Origin of the sequence: Komagataeibacter saccharivorans (genome assembly GCF_003207825.1) — a bacterium.
Lineage (GTDB): Bacteria > Pseudomonadota > Alphaproteobacteria > Acetobacterales > Acetobacteraceae > Komagataeibacter > Komagataeibacter saccharivorans.
This window is the reverse complement of the sequence record NZ_NKTY01000004.1, coordinates 167,833-182,650: the sequence shown is the minus strand read 5'-3', so window position 1 is coordinate 182,650 and position 14,818 is coordinate 167,833. Positions and strand designations below refer to the sequence as shown.

The following is a 14,818-nucleotide window of genomic DNA, read 5'->3' as shown; positions in this document are numbered from 1 at the left end:
CGCCGCATACCGTTTCCGCGTAACCTTGCCCATAAAACCCGTCCTCGTTCAGGCCAGATGATAGCTTACCGCCCTGTCCGAAAAATGGGGGCCACTTCTATATATGCTTCATCCCAATCACGTCCAAACGGATGAAAACAACAATTTTCTCGCGACTTTCAAAGGCTTGGCGAATTCGAATATATAGGCATATGTTCCTATTTTATACTTGGAATCATCTTGGAATCTGTACGGGTATTCACTTTCCTGAAACGATACCAGATCATTCCGAATTCGGTTTTCAGGGCAGCATCCGTTGAAAAACACGGTCCCGGCAGAACAGAAGGTGATAGAAACCCGCACCGGCATGAAAAAGGGCCACCCACAAAAGCAGCCAGGCATCCCAATGATGCAACCGCGAAAAAAAGACGTGGGTTGCATGGGGCATGGCCGCAAACGGCGCATTGATCGGCACGCCGAACGCCATTACGGGATGCCCGGTGGACCAGCGCGCCATGTAACCCAGCGCAATCTCGCCCCCCAGCAGCACATACAGCAGGAGATGGACGCCACGCGCGATCCGGTCCTGGACACTCACGACGGGAAAGCGGATCGCCCGCCCGCCCGTCAGTCCCCACGCGATGCGCGTTACGAATACGGCCGCGAGCAGCACCCCAAGCGACGTATGGGTGGCAACCAGCCACGGACGCAGCGGCGCGGTGCGGTCCATCAGGTGCCATCCCACCTGTCCCACGACAAACTGTTCAAGCACGAGAAGCGCAGTGATCCAGTGCAGCCAGCGGGTTTCCCGACTGTAACGGACGGGCATGGGGGATGCCGGAATATCGGACGGGGTCATGCCGGTCACCTTATGCTGCACAGGACGGGCAGACACCTGTCCGCCACGCAGGCACGAAAAAGCTGAAAAGGGTCATACCCACCTGTACCACCGACCGGTTACTGCACCCATAATCCAACATTCCGTCCCCTGCTCCGCCTTGTCTCACGGCTGAATCATTCCGCATTGCGGTCGATTGATCTATAGGGCCATCGCACACCATATCGCCAATGATATTGTGGCCAGAGCCATCAGCAGGTCCATGTCCGCCACGCGTCCGGCGCGGCCGTGCCATGCTGCATGGGAACCCCCGGCCTCCACGCGGTTGTCATGACATATAACGGAGCGCACAGTCTGCCCTGTCCGTTATTGACAGATGCCCTGATGGAGAATGAGAGATGACCACGCTCGCCACCCTTCCCCTGACACAGATGATCGTCGTGCCTGACCTGCTGGCGGCAGGGATGGGCACCGTTATGCTTGCATCGGAAATCTCACGCGATGACCAGAAACTGGTCATCCGCAGCCGCCTCGTCTCGCCGGAAGGAACCACGCCGGGCCTGATTCTCATGACAAAGGACGCACGCGGCTATTTTGCGCCGGATGAAAGCTGCGCGGAATTCGTGCGTACGGCGCTCGACGTGACCGAGGCCATGCCCCTGATCCTGACCCGGATCGTGCCCGGTTTCCGCTACAAATACGATGCGGTCGTGCGGGGGGATGTGTGGCAGCTCAAGGATGAAAGCGGCAAGCAGTTCGCCGGGCTGGCCATCGGCTCCTCATCGGAGGAGGAAAGCAAGGTATTCGGCTATGCCCGCATCACGGATGGTCGCATAGGCGACATTGTGCCTGCTACCCGCGTGGCCTATCTGGGCCAGCTTGATTTCGGGGTCGGGATCGTAACCCCTACACTGGGCTAGAAAACGACGGTCCCTCACCTCCCGGCGGGGAGTGAGGGACCAGAGCCATTCAGGCCGCGCCGGGCTGGCTTTCAAGCTGCGCGCTTTCGGGCGTGCGCTTGAGGAAGAAGCGGATGAAGCGCGCAAGGTTGGGCGCAAGCTTCGGCCGCAGCAGGCGCGGATCGTAACCCGCGAAACGGCGCTCATTTTCGATCAGGCAGATGTCGATCATGTCCCGCAGCGGAACATCGACATTCGCCACATCCTTCGTGCCGTTTACGGTGAAGTTGTTGTCCTGCTCGTGCGTGTTGCCATCCGCATCGAATGTCGTGACCATGCCCAGCCGTTCATACAGCAGGAACAGCCACACGCCGATCACCCGCAGTTCAAACCACGGGCGACGCCACAGCGGCATGACGGCACGGTGCCAGGCCAGCCAGTTGGCGAACAGCAGGATATGACGGCATTCTTCCTGCATCACCGGCTCGAACGTCTCGATCAGTTCGGGCGGGAAGAAAGCGGATTTACGGGCAATGGCGAACAGGCCGAACGCGAAGAAACTGTCCACGCATTCAGAAAAGCCGGTGACCATATAGGCCCATTCCACGTCGCGCGGCTCAATGTAAGGCGGTTCGGACGCCAGCGGGATGCCATAGGCTTCCACCATCTTGGACAGGACTTCCTTATGGCGGTTTTCCTCCCACGCATTGCGTGAAAGGGCATCCTTCATGTCGGGGTCCTCGATCAGACGGGCATAGGCGGCCATGCGCAGGCGGGCCTTGCCTTCGGTCTGGACGGCAATGTCCCAGATCGGCAGCGACGTCACGCGCTTCAGCGTTTCGGGGTCCAGCTTCGGCCATTCGATGACCGACGGCTTGTAGGGGTTGAAGGTATCGCGGAACATGTCCGCAACCGCCTTCTTATGCTCCGCCGATCCGGGCTGGAGCGGGCCGGCAACGGGACTGGACCAGTGGCGGGCGTTGAAATCGGCCCTGGCCACGGCGTCGGGCGTGGCGGTTCCCGCATCGCGGGCTTCGGGCAGGTTTGTATAGATGTCAGAAAGTGATTTCGTCATGTCGGCTCGCTGCTCGGAACGGTGTGGTTACGCCGGCCGATGTGGCATTCATCAAACAGCCTGACGTCCTCGTTGCCGGTTTAGGTATCATACTCAACAAGAAACGTAGAACTGTTATCTGGAATTCGCGGGCAAGACCAAAGCCCTGCCCGCGAAACGGAACACCAGCATTAGAAACGTGCCGAAAGGTGCGCCTTGCCCTGGATCAATGCAGATCCGAGATTTTGTCGATTACGCGCGTCACCAGCCCGTATTCGATCGCCTCGGGGGCGGACATCCAGTAGTTGCGGTCGGTATCCTTGCAGATTTTCTCGTAAGGCTGCCCGGTCACGTCAGCGAACAGACGGTTGAGGCGTTCGCGCATTTTCACGATTTCCCGCGCCTCGATATCAATATCGGTGGCGGGCCCGCGCACGCCGCCCATCGGCTGGTGCAGCAGGAATCGCGTATTGGGCAGACAGAAACGACGATCCGGATGGCCGGCTGCAAAAATCAGCGCGCCAGCGGATGCGACCCAGCCGGTGCCGATCATGTTGACCGGGGCAATCGAATCGACAAAGCGGATCATGTCGTGGATGGTGTCACCACTTTCGACATGGCCGCCGGGCGAATTGACATACACGTCGATCGGCTTGTCCGACGTACCGGCCAGCGCCAGCAGGCGGCCCGTTACGTCACGGGCGATCTTGTCGTTGATCGGGCCGAACACCAGCACCTTGCGCTGGTCGAACAGGCGGCTTTCCAGCTCCCCGATGGGGGACGAGAGCGTACGGTTACGATCAGGTTCCTCGGTTTCGGGACCCTGGGGTTCGGGGATATCGGGATCCCTGGGATCTTCATCATCCATACGGACGCGGTGTTTCGGCTGCATGCCGTTCATCGGGTTCTCCCTATTCTCCGGGACTGGCCTGGTCATGACCTTATCCTGCGCTGCCTTGCGTCCGGTGCCAAGTCCCGACCTTGCAATCGGGCAAGATGGATCAGGTGGCACGCCCCCTCTCGCTAAGATCGGGATTGCAGGCTAGTTTGCCCCGGTCATGTTGTGTACGGGCCGTGAAAGGCCACGGGAGCTAGAGATTGGGAAAGCCGGCACCATCGCCAAGTCCGGGAAGATTTTTTTTTCCACCATGCGGATTCGCCATCGCTTCACGGGTTGCCCTACTTGCCCTGCTCGGCACGGGTGTCGCGGGATGCGCACATCATCAGGATACGGTCGACACCATCAGCGACTGGTACCATGAGTATCAGGGCGGCGTGATCGGTCAGCAGCGACCGCCCCCGCCCGGCGCGCATGAAGCCTACCCCAAGGTCGGACTTGGCCCGCACAAAGCCCCCGAACTGCCATCGCAGGACCTGCGCGAAGACATTACCGCCGATCTGGAGGCGCAGCGCGAACTCAACCAGCGGCAGGACGCGATCATGGGGGACATGCCCTCGGTCGCGGATATTCCGCCCATTCCCACCGCCCGGACGAAGGGGAGCCAGTCAGCCTCCCTCAAGACCGCCGACAGGCCGCCACCCGCCGGGACAAACAGTGGCCCGCAGCCTGCAACGTCATCCGGCACGGGCGGGTCCGCGCGGGGCATGTCCCGACAGGCGGAACCCGTGCGTGACAGCGCGGGCCATCTGGTCATGCCGGAAGTCACGACCACCATCCCCGACCAGCCCGAAGCCCTGCCCGCCAACCTGCCGCAGATACCCGATGGCCCGCCGGAACTGCCCACTGTCGGGGGCATCGCCCTGCCCGACAACGCGCAACGCGATGGCATGGACCTGCCCGCCTACAACATCGCATCCCCCGATGATGGCGAATCCGTACAGTTCCTGCCCGGCTCCGACCGGATCGAGGAAGGGGAGGAAGATGTCGTCAACGCCGTGCTGAAGGGGCGTGGCAACCGGTTCGTAATCGTGAACGGCTATGGCAATGCCGCCACCGCCACGGCGCAGGGACAGGCCGCGGCCCTGAACCTTGCCATACTGCGCACGCGCACGCTGACCGGCCTGCTGCTGGCGCGCGGCGTGCCGGCCGACCGCATTGCGGTGCATGCCCATGCCTTTGGCAATGGTGCAAGAATTGCCGTCGTGCGCTAGAGTGCGATCCGGCCCCGCCTGACGGGGTCGCCATACGACCTGATTTCAACCCGGCGCGCGCCGCGTGCCCTCAACAGAGCGTCCCATGACCGAAGAATTTCATCGTATCCGCCGCCTGCCGCCCTATGTCTTCGCCGAAGTCAACAAGGCCAAGGCCCAGGCCCGAGCGCGGGGGGAGGATATTATTGATCTGGGCATGGGCAATCCGGACACCCCCACCCCGCCGCACATCGTGCAGAAGCTGGTGGAAACCGTAAGCGACCCGCGCGCCCACCGTTATTCCGTAAGCCGTGGCATTCCCGGCCTGCGCCGCGCGCTGGCGGGGTATTACGAGCGCCGCTTCAACGTGAAGCTGGACCCGGAAACCGAAGTGATCGCCACCCTCGGGTCCAAGGAAGGGCTGGCCAACCTTGCTTCCGCCATCACCAGTCCGGGCGACACCATTCTGGTGCCCAACCCGTCCTATCCCATTCACCAGTTCGGCTTCATCATCGCCGGGGCGTCCGTACGCTCGATTCCCGCGACGCCGGATGATGAGATGCTGGAAGCGCTGGACCGCGCGGTGCGCCATTCCGTGCCCAAGCCCACGGCGCTGATCGTCAATTTCCCGTCCAATCCCACGGCGTATCTGGCCGACCTTGATTTCTACCGCAAGCTTGTGGCCTTTGCCCGCAAGCACGAAATCTGGATCCTGTCCGACCTTGCCTATGCCGAGATCTATTTTGGCGACAAGGTTCCCCCTTCCATTCTGGAAGTGCCGGGTGCGAAGGACATCGCGGTGGAGTTCACCTCCCTGTCCAAGACCTATTCCATGGCGGGCTGGCGCATGGGGTTTGCTGCGGGCAATCCGCATCTGATTTCGGCGCTGACCCGGATCAAGTCCTATCTGGATTACGGCGCGTTCACCCCCATTCAGGTCGCCGCCGTCGCCGCCCTCAGCGGGCCGCAGGACTGTGTCGCGGAAATCCGCGATATTTACCGCAAGCGCCGCGATGTGCTCATTCAGGGCCTGCATTCGGCGGGCTGGGACGTGCCCTCCCCCGAAGGGTCGATGTTCGCATGGGCGCCCATTCCCGAACGCTTCCGCGAACTGGGTAGCGTCGGCTTTTCCAAGCTGCTGCTGAAAGAAGCTGGCGTCGCCGTGGCCCCCGGCCTGGGCTTTGGCGAATATGGCGAAGGTTTCGTGCGCATCGGTCTGGTGGAAAACACCCAGCGCCTGCGTCAGGCCTGCCGCTCCATCCGCCATTTCATGGCTGAGCATGGCGGCATCGCCCCCACCACGCAGCAGGCTGCCCCGCTGGCTGGCACCCAGTCCGCCCATTCATGACTGCCCTATCGGTTGACGGAAAAGAAATGACATCTCCCCATTCCACATCTGAACCCAGGCCCCTGCGTATCGGTATTGCCGGTCTGGGCACGGTTGGCGCTGGCGTTGTCAGGCTGCTGCGTGAAAACGCGGCCCTGATCCGCGCCCGCGCGGGCCGCGAACTGGTGGTGACCGCCGTCAGCGCGCGCGATCGCACGCGGGATCGCGGGATCGACCTGTCCGGTGTGGCGTGGTGCGACACGCCGGAAGAACTGGCCACCCATCCCGATGTGGATGTCGTGGCCGAACTGATCGGCGGGGCGGAAGGCCCCGCGCGCCTGACGGTCAGCCGCGCGCTGGAAAACCGCAGGCCGGTGGTCACCGCCAACAAGGCGCTGATCGCAATCCACGGCGCGGAACTGGCGTGCACGGCACAGGAAGCGGGCGTGCCGCTCATGTTCGAAGCCGCAGTGGCTGGGGGCATTCCCGCCATCAAGACCGTGCGCGAAGGACTGGCTGCCGACCGGATACTCAAGATCGGCGGCATCCTGAACGGTACGTGCAACTACATCCTGAGCGTAATGCACGAGACCGGCCGGGACTTTGCCGAAATCCTGTCGGACGCGCAGAAGCTTGGCTATGCCGAAGCTGATCCGTCCACGGATGTTGACGGTATCGACACGGCACACAAGCTGGCCATTCTGGCGGGGCTGGCCTTCGGGCGGCCCGTGGTGTTCGCTTCCGTCTATATTGAAGGCATCCGGCGTATCGGCGCGCTCGACCTGCAGTTTGCCCGCAAGATGGGCTACCGCATCAAGCTGCTGGGCATCGCCCGCCAGCATGAAAACGGGATCGAGGCGCGCGTCCATCCCTGCCTTGTGCCCCAGGATGCCTCCATCGCGCAGGTCAACGGCGTATTCAACGCCGTGGTGGCGGAAGGGGCCTTTGTGGGGCGTCTGATGCTTGAGGGGCGTGGCGCGGGCGAAGGGCCAACAGCCACCGCCGTCGCCGCCGACCTGATCGACATTGCCCGTGGCAGCGCCATTCCCGTATGGGGTTGCGACGCCGACAGCCTGACACAGGCCGTGGCCATGCCCAGCAAGTCGTTTACCGGGGAATACTACCTGCGCCTGAACGTGCAGGATCGCCCCGGCGTAATTGCCGACATCACCGCCGTACTGCGCGACAACGGGGTATCCCTGCGCAGCATGCTCCAGCATGCCGATGCGCATGAGGTCCGTCCCGATGGCACGCATGCCGTGCCGCTGGTGCTGCTGACCCACAAAACATCGGAAGCGGCGATGCAGCACGCCCTGCACCATATTGCAGAACTGGCTGCCGTTCTGGACGAACCGGCCCTGATCCGCATCGACGCGGGCTGAAACCCGCTGGCGGGCGGCCACGCGCCGTCCGCCCCCCATATCTGAAGGAAACGGCCAATGTCCGCCGCCGACCTGCTTTCCGTCCCGCCTGCCGCCATGTCCGGGTGCAACGAACCCGAACCGGTCGTGCTGGGGGTTGTCCGCAGCGTGACGGGACGGCGGTGGAACTGGCGCGAGGGCGGGCAGGCAAGCCATACCGACCGCATGGGCATGGCCATATCCCAGCAGGCCAACCTGCCGGAAATCGTGGGCCGCATGCTGGCCCTGCGCGGGATTGCACCTGATCAGGTCCAGACCTACCTGACCCCGACACTACGGGCACTAATGCCCGACCCGTCCACCTTCACGGACATGGACCGGGCTGCCGGGCGTCTGGCCGCCGCCATCCGCAATGGCGAAACGGTCGGGCTGTTTGGTGATTACGACGTGGACGGGGCCTGTTCCACAGCGCTTCTGACCGATTTCCTGCGCGGTCAGGGCTGCACGGTGCTGACCCACATTCCCGATCGCATGACGGAGGGCTACGGCCCCAATACCCCGGCCATTGCCGCCATGCAGGATCAGGGCGCAAGCCTGATCGTGTGTCTGGACTGCGGCACGGCGGCGGTGGACATTCTGGAACTGGCCAGCCAGAAAACCGATGTCATCATCCTTGACCATCATCAGGTGCAGGGCGCGTTACCGAAGGTTCTGGCCACCATCAATCCCAACCGCCCTGACTGTCCTTCGGGCCTGCATGGCATCTGTGCGGCGGCGGTGACGTTCATGACGGCTGTCGCCACGACACGTGTCTTGCGGCAGGAAGGCTGGTTCGATTCCCGCCCGGACCCACAGCTTATGAACAGCCTCGATCTGGTGGCGCTGGCCACGGTCTGCGATGTCATGCCGCTGAACGGGCTGAACCGGGCCTTTGTCGCGCAGGGGCTGAAGGTGATGGCGCGCAGGCAGCGCACCGGCCTGGCCGCCCTGCTGGATGCTGCAGGCGCGCGTGATCCGCTGTCCGCCTTCACCTGCGGCTTTGCCGTGGGGCCACGCATCAATGCAGGGGGACGCATCGCGGATTCGGGCATGGGGTTGCGCCTGCTTCTGTGCGAAGACGCCGCCGAGGCCCAGACGCTGGCCGAGCGCCTGAATTCCGTCAACCACAGCCGCCAGAGCGTTGAAGCGGGCATTCTGGACCGCGCCATGGAACTGGCCGCCGAACAGCGCGAACAGGGCCATGCCGTGCTGGTACTGAGCGGACGGGACTGGCATCCCGGCGTCGTGGGGATTGTGGCCGGGCGTATAAAGGAAAAATTCAATCGCCCCGTGCTGGTCGGCGCGGAAATGGAGGACGGCACCGTCAAAGGCTCGGCCCGATCGGTGCCGGGGCAGGATCTGGGCGGTGCCATCATCGCGGCGCGGCAGGCAGGACTGCTGTCATCCGGCGGCGGACATGCGATGGCAGCGGGTTTCGGACTGCCTGCGGAGGGAATTCCCGCCCTGCACGCTTTTCTGGACCGTCACCTTGCCACCGCCGCCAGTCTGCCCGATGCGGTGGACCTGACCATTGACGCCGTGGTGAATGTCGCCGCAGCGGACGTGGCGCTGGCCACCGACATGGACCGGCTGGCCCCGTTCGGCGCGGGCAATGACGAACCTCTGATCGCCCTGCCCCGCGTACGGGTCGCCTATGCCGAACGTATTGGCCGCGAAGGCAACACCCTGCGCCTGACCCTGCAGGGGGAAGGACGCGGCCCCCGACTGAAGGCCCTGATCTTCCGCGCCAATGAAAGCCCGCTTGCCCCCGTGCTGGAAGATCGCGACATGCCGCCGCTGCATCTGGCGGGCTGGCTGCGGGCAGAAAGCTGGAACGGGCGGACATCCGCCACATTTTTTATCCGTGACGCGGCAATCGCCCAATAATTTCAATATTTTTAAAACAGGGGGTTGACCGCCCCCCTGTGCCGGGATACACACCCCTCACGCCTTTAGTCCCGTTCGTCTAGAGGCCTAGGACACCGCCCTTTCACGGCGGCAACACGGGTTCGAATCCCGTACGGGACGCCAAGCCTTTCAAGGGCTTACACGATACGCAAAGTATCCGCAGGCTTATTCAGATAGAGAATTTGCTTTTGGAAAAGGGAATTGCCCTTTCCTAGCCCTTCTCTTCTCTCGCATGCAAAATCATGAGACAGCAGCAACTGTTTATGCCGTCTGGTTTTTACCTGCGGGCATGCGCATCAACATACCTTTCCATTCCCTGTCAGACCTTCAAAAGTCATAGTCCCGAATTTTTCGGGATATGGTTCTGTCATGCCCGTCACAGATCCCGTCACAGATAAAAAAGCGTCTCGCTTTTTTTGTTAACGCTCATCCCGACCTGCATTGCTACTTTACGGTGCAATGCGTGACCAGAAACCACGTAGGGCGCGCTGATTCGATTACCACCGCTGCTTCCGGGAATGACCGTATCAGTAGTGATCAGGCAGGCATAACCGCATCGCAGCCCTGACGATTACACGCGCGATAGCACCATGCGTATAGCAACGTCCACGCTGACCGGCATTCCGTATGGCACGCCAATTTTTTAATGACGCTGGTCCATTCCACCCGCACGAAAAGGAATTGCCATTGCAGGCGGCCTCACCAGACCGGATTTTATCCCGCCAACGACTTCACCCAAAATGATGAATGGCCGGACACCAGCTACCTGCATGCGTGATGTGCAGCCTGACGCCCCTCCCATGCTTTAGAATATGGCATACTCTGTCATCCTCAGGAGGGAACAGGCCCATGGAACCGTGGACTTCATTCACATTGTTTGGAACATCCGGTACGATTTACCAGTTCCGGCGGGTACCATCCCCCCTGCCTGCACAGGCGGGCATATTCCTGCTGACGACCGTGATGGGATCTACGGTCAAGGGTGGGTCGTGGCAGTTTCTGGAACCCGAAATTGGTATGGTCACCTCCCTTGCTGGTGAATGGGACAGCGTCATCACCCCGGCGCGTGAAGCCAAGGCGGAAAGCGACGATGTACTGATATGCTTTCCCGAAAGCGGAGACGTGCAGGATGCCTTCACCGACCTGACGGAAGGCGGCGCCACGCCCCTGCCCCGCTAGAATCCTTCATCCACCGACACAGACGTGACTGGACGCTGGGCTACACGCAATCAACACTGGGGCACCGCTGGATGGAGAGTTTCGTCATGTCCTGTTATCGCCCCGCGCTGATCGCCCTGCTGACGGGGCTGTTCACCACGCCTGCCGTCGCCCATGCCGCCACGGACAGGGCGGTGCTGCTGCGTCATGCCACTGTGATTGATGGTACCGGCAGCGCCGCGCAGGACAACACGGATATCCTGATCCGCGATGGCCACATCGCCGCGATCGGTCGCAATCTCCATGCCCCCGCCCATACCCGTAAAATAGATCTGACAGGCCAGACGGTGCTGCCGGGCCTGATTTCCGACCACAGCCATGTCGGGCAGGTCAGCGGCACCCAGAACGGGGAAGTCAATTATACCCGCGCCAATATCCTGTCCGCGCTGGCGCAGTACGAACATTACGGCGTGCTGACCGTCACCGCGCTGGGGCTGAACCGTTCCCCCCTGTTCGATGACATGCGCCGGGAGCAGCATGCGGGACTGAACCCTGGTGCCGACCTGTTCGGGGTGGATCAGGGCATTGGCGCTCCCGATGGGGTGCCGCCCGAAAACATGTTCCATCTTGGCGCGGATCAGGTCTTCCGGCCCACTACACCGGACGAAGCCCGTGCCGCAGTCAACAAGATGGCGGATGAAGACACCGACCTTATAAAATTATGGGTGGATGATTTCCGCAATGGCGTGCCCAAGGCGCACGGACTGCCCAAGATGCGGCCGGAAATCTACCGCGCGGCCATTATACAGGCCCATCTGCGCGGCAAGCGGGTGGCAGCCCATATCCATGACCTGTCGGATGCCCAGGCCCTTGTTGCCGCAGGGGTGGACATTCTGGCCCATGGCGTGCGCGACAAACCGGTCGATCCGACCCTGATCAGTGCGATGAAAAAGCAGGGGACCGGCTACGTCGCCACGCTGGATCTGGATGAAGCCAATTACATCTTTGCCGAACACCCCGAATGGCTGGACGATCCATTCCTGTCCTATGGCCTGTCGCCTGCGCTACGCCAGCAGTTTGCCGACCCGGCATGGCGTGCAAAGGTACTGGCCGCCCCGTTGACGGAAGCCTCCCGCAAGGCGCTGGCGATGAACATGCGTAATCTCATGACGCTGTACCAGGCGGGGGTCGCCATCGGGTTTGGCACGGATTCAGGCGCGACCCCTACCCGCATTCCCGGCTTTGCCGAACATAGGGAACTGCGTCTTTCGGTAATGGCGGGCCTGACGCCACTGCAGGCCATCGCACTGGCAACCAGCAATGCGGCCCGCCTCATGCAACTGTCCGACCGCGGCACCATCGCGCCGGGGCAAATGGCTGACCTTATGGTTGTTACAGGTAACCCCGCGCAGGATATTACAGCCATCGACCATCTGACGCAGGTATGGCATCGGGGCCGGCAGGTTCCCGGCCCATTGGCGGGGCAACCTGTCCCTTCAGCCCGACCGGACTGATATGCGTATCGCCTGCCCTTTCCGTACTACACCCTTTTCGCGCCTGCGCCCCGCCCTGTGCCTGCTCGTGCTGGCTGGTGCGCTTGCAGCATGCTCCGGCCCCACGGGGCCGGAACCGATGGGCATGGACGGTCCGATGATCGCCAATAATGACTGGAACGAACACGGTTACGGCATGGGCGATTATTCGGGGCCATATAATGATGGGTTTGAAGCCGAAGGGCTGGATGGCGGCCCGCCCGAATATCTGGGAGACGAGTTTTTCAGGGGACCCTGATCGCTACGGCCCTTGATTAAGCTCCGCCCCAGAATTCATGTGGAACACGATGCCCTGTCGAACTGCATGAAAAGATGAAAGCGATGGCGACCGCGCGTATTGCCATCACATGAATTCTCCTAATCCGGAAATTCCTGCGCCTGTTTGGAAAACATGCAGAAATCATAAAAACGTTTTTGGTGAAGCTTTTTTCAAAAAGCTTCGAAAGACATCCTCCTTTTGAAAGACGGCGACACCCCAAAAACTTTTGCGGATGAACAGCATCCCGCATATGGGTGGAAAAGACATGTCGTTTCGGTTACGCACTGTCACCAACAGTGCGGGCAAGGGGCGCGGCATGGGCAGTATGCAGCAGGGCAGACACGGCATTTCCTCCATGGGAGGAACGGAAAGCGCCGTACATCGCTTCGCCATCATTCCCGTCATTCTGGCGGTGGTACTGTCTGTTCTGGATTACGCCGTTGCGAATATCGCCCTGCCCACGATTTCGCGTGAACTACATGTTTCCGCCGCCGGATCGGTATGGGTGGTAAATGCATACCAGCTTGTCAACGCGATGCTGCTGCTGCCGCTGGCGGCGTGGTCGGAACGGGTTGGCCCGGCCCGATTATGCACGATCGGGCTGGTCGTCATCATGATCGGGTCCCTGATCTGCGCCAATGCGCAGTCGCTGGGCGTGCTGGTACTGGCCCGTGCCGTGCAGGGCGCGGGGGGCGCCTGCATCATGGCCGTCAATACGGCCCTGGTGCGCCTTGTCTATCCGCCCTCCCGGCTGGGGCGGGGGCTGGCGCTCAATGCGCTGGCCATCGCGGGGGGCGTGGCCCTCAGTCCGTCTGTCGCGGCCCTGATCCTTGGGGTGGCATCATGGCGCTGGCTGTTCCTGTTCAACCTGCCGGTCGGGATCGTGACACTCGCGCTGGTGGCCGGGTTCCTGCCACGCGCGGGCGGTCAGCCACGTCGACTGGACTGGGGCAGCATCGTGCTGAACATTCTGGCCTTCGGCGGCATTCTGGTTGGCTGCGACATGCTGGTCCATGGGAATGTCGATGTCCTCTCCCTCGGGCTGGCGGGAACAGGACTTGCCGCCCTGACCGGTCTGGTGCGACGTCAGCACGGACGCGCTGCCCCCCTGCTTCCGGTTGACCTGCTTGCCACTACCGCCTTCCGGACCGGATTCATCACCTGCTTTCTTGGATATATGGCCGCCAATTTCTACATGATCTCCATTCCCTTTGCGCTGACCGGAGTTTTCCACCGCTCCGCCGTGGAAACGGGACTGCTGATTACCCCATGGCCAGTGGGAATGATTGTGGCGGGACCATTTGTCGGGCGTATGGCCGACCGGTATCCGGCGGGCATCCTGTCATCGGCGGGACTGTTTATTGTTGGGCTTGGCTATCTGCTGGTGCGCCTGACACCGCTGGATGCAGGCAATTTTGATATCATGTGGCGCTTTGCTTTCGCGGGTATCGGTTTTGGGCTGTTTGTTGCACCCAACAATAAATCAATGGTCGCCGCATCTCCGCTGCACCGTTCAGGAAGCGCCAGTGGCATGATTTCCGTGGCGCGCATCCTTGGCCAGACGACAGGCGGCATGCTGGTGGCGCTGATCCTGACCGATGTCGCGCATGAGCCGACGTTACGCTGCATGGAATGTGGCGTGGCAACGGCCTGGCTGGGCGCGCTGGTCAGCGTGTCGCGGTTGCGGGGCCAGAACGCGGTAAGGATGCGCGGGAGCTGAACTGTCAGTTCCGGCTGGATTATGGTCAGCCCATGACAGGTCGCAGCCACCGGTAAGCCCAGGCCCCGCTTACTGAACCGGGCAGCCGGATGACATCCGGCATGCGGGACACGCCTGCACGCAATAGAACGTGGCCCCGCCCATCCGGATTGTCACATCCCATATGGATGCCGCGTAGAAAACCGCACCAGACGGGACGCATTACCCGGACTCGGATGGCTGACTACACAGCCGTAACTACCGCCTGCGTCATACGCATGAAACCGCCGGAATCCGGACAGGGGATCATTTCAGACCTGACCGGGCAGGAATCGGCCCTTGCGCCCCGCAAGGCGCTAAAATTCCATTCGCCGGTTTTGTGACACAGGATGTCGAAATCAATAGATATTTATTATTCATTATTATTTAACATACTGTATTTAAACGTTTTTAATTAACACATTATGGCACCAGATGCACACCTCACGGTTACGTTATAATCCGAACGCTTGCGGTACCGGACGTGTCTATATATCACCGTATATAGATTATCCCCCGATACCTTACCGGGGCGCATCAAGGTTCGGTTTGGTTTCCAGGGAGATCACGTCCACAGGTTTCAAGAAATCACACCTACGGTCCGGATCGGTCAA

12 protein-coding genes and 1 tRNA gene are annotated in these 14,818 nt (G+C 61.5%); 10 read left to right on the top strand and 3 right to left on the bottom strand.

Features of this window, described 5'->3' with window-relative positions:
* Window positions 1-280 precede the first annotated feature (280 nt).
* Window positions 281-838 carry a cytochrome b gene (locus tag CFR79_RS04645; protein WP_102325689.1) on the bottom strand — a complete coding sequence of 186 codons (558 nt, stop codon included), beginning with the start codon at window positions 836-838 and terminating at the stop codon, window positions 281-283.
* Window positions 839-1,215: 377 nt separating this feature from the next.
* On the opposite strand from CFR79_RS04645, the gene CFR79_RS04640 reads away from it, so the two are divergent.
* Entirely contained in the window at window positions 1,216-1,737 is a 522-nt protein-coding gene (locus tag CFR79_RS04640) for a hypothetical protein (protein ID WP_110547076.1), read from the top strand.
* 49 nt (window positions 1,738-1,786) lie between these two features.
* Here CFR79_RS04640 and CFR79_RS04635 read toward each other — a convergent pair whose 3' ends face one another.
* Together CFR79_RS04635 and CFR79_RS04630 are read right to left on the bottom strand one after the other, a co-directional pair.
* Window positions 1,787-2,791, bottom strand: a complete 1,005-nt coding sequence (locus CFR79_RS04635) for a ferritin-like domain-containing protein (protein WP_102325587.1) — start codon at window positions 2,789-2,791, stop codon at window positions 1,787-1,789.
* A 205-nt stretch (window positions 2,792-2,996) separates the two neighbouring features.
* Entirely contained in the window at window positions 2,997-3,671 is a 675-nt protein-coding gene (locus tag CFR79_RS04630) for an ATP-dependent Clp protease proteolytic subunit (protein ID WP_102325586.1), read from the bottom strand.
* Window positions 3,672-3,868: 197 nt separating this feature from the next.
* Here CFR79_RS04630 and CFR79_RS04625 point away from each other — a divergent pair, with 197 nt between their 5' ends.
* From CFR79_RS04625 to CFR79_RS04585, 9 genes are all read left to right on the top strand, one after another.
* A complete protein-coding gene (locus tag CFR79_RS04625; RefSeq protein ID WP_110547075.1) occupies window positions 3,869-4,882 on the top strand; it encodes a hypothetical protein in 1,014 nt (337 codons plus the stop codon).
* An 85-nt stretch (window positions 4,883-4,967) separates the two neighbouring features.
* Complete coding sequence (locus CFR79_RS04620; protein ID WP_102325584.1) at window positions 4,968-6,209, top strand: LL-diaminopimelate aminotransferase; 1,242 nt, start codon at window positions 4,968-4,970, stop codon at window positions 6,207-6,209.
* A 26-nt stretch (window positions 6,210-6,235) separates the two neighbouring features.
* Window positions 6,236-7,570, top strand: a complete 1,335-nt coding sequence (locus CFR79_RS04615; protein ID WP_110547074.1) for a homoserine dehydrogenase — start codon at window positions 6,236-6,238, stop codon at window positions 7,568-7,570.
* 57 nt (window positions 7,571-7,627) lie between these two features.
* Window positions 7,628-9,475, top strand: a complete 1,848-nt coding sequence (gene recJ / locus CFR79_RS04610) for a single-stranded-DNA-specific exonuclease RecJ (RefSeq protein WP_110547073.1) — start codon at window positions 7,628-7,630, stop codon at window positions 9,473-9,475.
* 68 nt (window positions 9,476-9,543) lie between these two features.
* Window positions 9,544-9,619 (top strand) — tRNA-Glu (locus CFR79_RS04605).
* A gap of 726 nt (window positions 9,620-10,345) precedes the next feature.
* A complete protein-coding gene (locus CFR79_RS04600; protein ID WP_110547072.1) occupies window positions 10,346-10,675 on the top strand; it encodes a hypothetical protein in 330 nt (109 codons plus the stop codon).
* 86 nt (window positions 10,676-10,761) lie between these two features.
* Window positions 10,762-12,168, top strand: a complete 1,407-nt coding sequence (locus tag CFR79_RS04595) for an amidohydrolase family protein (RefSeq protein WP_110547071.1) — start codon at window positions 10,762-10,764, stop codon at window positions 12,166-12,168.
* Window position 12,169: 1 nt separating this feature from the next.
* Complete coding sequence (locus tag CFR79_RS04590; RefSeq protein WP_110547070.1) at window positions 12,170-12,445, top strand: hypothetical protein; 276 nt, start codon at window positions 12,170-12,172, stop codon at window positions 12,443-12,445.
* A gap of 286 nt (window positions 12,446-12,731) precedes the next feature.
* Window positions 12,732-14,186 (top strand): MFS transporter, encoded by a 1,455-nt coding sequence (locus CFR79_RS04585; RefSeq protein ID WP_258373420.1) that lies wholly within the window; start codon window positions 12,732-12,734, stop codon window positions 14,184-14,186.
* Window positions 14,187-14,818: the final 632 nt, after the last annotated feature.